Source organism: Flavobacterium sp. ACAM 123 (assembly GCF_000264055.1).
Taxonomy (GTDB): Bacteria; Bacteroidota; Bacteroidia; order Flavobacteriales; family Flavobacteriaceae; genus Flavobacterium.
The window spans coordinates 1-2263 of sequence record NZ_AJXL01000206.1; the positions used below are offsets into that span (position 1 = coordinate 1).

Sequence of the window (2263 nt, forward strand, 5' to 3'; positions counted from 1 at the left end):
TTGCAGTATTTTTTCAATTTTTCATCTCGTATCGTATCAAATTTCTGTTCATATTTAAATTCAAATTTCTTCGTTAAGTCATTGTAAGTTGATATATAAAATTCTTGAAAAGTACATTCTTTATAGTTGTCTACTTTTTTTCCGTTTGTATCAATAGTTTCTCCATATGTTCCTGTTCTTCCCCAATGAAAAACGCCAAGTTGATTTCTTGAAGGTTCGTTCAGATTTTTTTCTAACGTCCATTCCTCATTAAAATCTCGTACATCCATTTTCGGTAGTTTAGTTTTTTTTCCACTTTTGTCGATTAGATAATATTCTTGATTAATAAATCCAAATTCTTGTTCGTTTCTTAAAATTAGAATTCCATCATTAGGTATATTGTAAACTAATTTGTCTTCAATTTCCATTAGCGACTCTCCACAATTAGATTTATATAAAATATTTACTTTTCCTCTGTAATCTTTTGGGATTAGAAAAATTTCAGGTGGTAAAGTATTGTACAAAGTCCATAAATATGTGAAAATTGAGTAGAACAAAATTGGAGATAATGTTAAACTAATTTTATTAATTATTTTACTATTCGTCAGCCAAATCAATATTATTCCAATAACTAATACAATTAATGGTAAGTAATAGAAATATAAAGTATAAGGCGAAAGTGTTATGGATAGAGTTCCCAAAACAATTAGTATTATTCCAACAATTTTTATTTTTCTGTCTTTTATCACGATTTTCGGTAATATTGCAACTAACGTTTTGCTGCTTTGATATGGATGGAAAATCGTAACCGCTCAATTTTCGGCTTTGCAGATTTATGATTGCGAAATGATAATTCCACTAAACTCCAGCTATATCAAAACAGCTGTTATGTGTTGCTCTTTATTTTCAGTACTGTATATTCTCTTATTGGTTTGTCGGTAAATGTTTTCAAAACAATGTAATACCATTTTTCATTCGTAATATCTACTTTAAAAATATCATTTTGTTTATGATTTTTTACTGCTTTTTCAAAATCTGGAACCATCATTCCTTCAGTAAACCAACCTAAATCACCATCTTTACTACTGTCCATTGTGTATTTTTTTGCTAAATTCGAAAATGAAATTCCATTTTTATATTCATTCAAAATTTTACTTCTCAATTTTTCAATTTCTGTAAGTGAAATTTTACTTGCATCAAGAAAAATATAACTAACACGAAAAGCATTTATATTTGTTTCAAAAAGTATTTTATAGGTAAAATCTAAATCTGAAAATATTTCACCCGTTTTTGATTCAGATAATTTAGTTACAAAATTATCAGTTTCAATTTCGGGATGTATGTTTAAAAGTTCTGCTTCAAGATTTGGATTTTCTGCAGCTAATTTTTTAGCATCATCAATTGTAATTATTTGTTGTAACTGCTCTTTTATCGTTTGTGAAAATGATTCGAATGAAATAAAAATAATTATGAATATTATGAGTTTTTTCATTTTTGGTTTTTTAGAGTTACACATAACGGGTCGCAACTTGGCGAGGTGCAGGATTAGAACCGAAAGTTTAATTATTAAAAACAAAAATATGAATAAAAACGATATAAACGAAAAGCCTGCATCTTGCCAAATTGCTGTTACAGGAAGTCGTTTTGTACCAATGTTGATGTCAACTCCAATGGTAGTTGCAATATTAAACGGTACTAAAACAGAAACAAGAAGAATTGTAAAACCACAACCTGATTATTTTCTTAATTGCGTAAATGGCAAACCACAACCTATAGAATTAAAAAGCGGAATTAGCCAATTTTTTGCAGTTGTTACAGACGAAATGGACGTTACAAATGATAAATGTATTTATCCAAAAGTAAACGTAAATGATATTATTTGGGTTCGTGAAACTTTCAATCTTCATAGTGATCTCCCTGAAATTAGACCCGAATATTGGTATAAAGCCGATAATGAAATTTATCCTGGTATTAAATGGAAACCACCTCTATTTATGACAAAAGAAGCTTGTAGAATTTTCCTAAAAGTAGTTGATGTAAAAGTTGAAAGATTAAAAGATATTGATGAAGAAAGTGCTATAAAAGAAGGGATTGAAAGATTAAAACCTGATGGATTATTATCCTTCCGTTCTTATGCTGTAAAATATGATGCTTGTGTATTTCCAATTGTATCATATCAGACTTTATGGCAAAAAATAAACGGAAAAGAAAGTTGGGATGAAAATCCATTTGTTTGGGTATATAAATTCGAAGTCGTTGAACGTCCTCACGATTTCCTGTAACG

The 2263-nt window shown here is 28.8% G+C and carries 3 protein-coding genes; 1 reads left to right on the forward strand and 2 read right to left on the reverse strand.

Going from position 1 to position 2263, the window contains the following annotated elements; genetic code table 11:
- Together A3SG_RS20460 and A3SG_RS0118195 are read right to left on the reverse strand one after the other, a co-directional pair.
- The coding region (locus tag A3SG_RS20460; RefSeq protein ID WP_035664719.1) for a DUF6843 domain-containing protein at window positions 1–728 on the reverse strand (728 nt) is incomplete at its 3' end.
- A 137-nt stretch (window positions 729–865) separates the two neighbouring features.
- The gene (locus A3SG_RS0118195; RefSeq protein ID WP_016991418.1) at window positions 866–1471 is read right to left on the reverse strand and encodes a peptidylprolyl isomerase; all 606 of its coding nucleotides are present in this window, start codon (window positions 1469–1471) and stop codon (window positions 866–868) included.
- 88 nt (window positions 1472–1559) lie between these two features.
- On the opposite strand from A3SG_RS0118195, the gene A3SG_RS0118200 reads away from it, so the two are divergent.
- Window positions 1560–2261 carry a hypothetical protein gene (locus tag A3SG_RS0118200; protein WP_157485562.1) on the forward strand — a complete coding sequence of 234 codons (702 nt, stop codon included), beginning with the start codon at window positions 1560–1562 and terminating at the stop codon, window positions 2259–2261.
- The last annotated feature ends 2 nt before the right edge of the window (window positions 2262–2263 follow it).

Excerpts from the sequence above, each read along its gene's own strand:
- A3SG_RS0118195 (WP_016991418.1), bottom strand. The coding sequence starts at position 1,471 with ATGAAAAAACTCATAATATTCATAATTATTTTTATTTCATTCGAATCA.
- A3SG_RS0118200 (WP_157485562.1), top strand. The coding sequence starts at position 1,560 with ATGAATAAAAACGATATAAACGAAAAGCCTGCATCTTGCCAAATTGCT.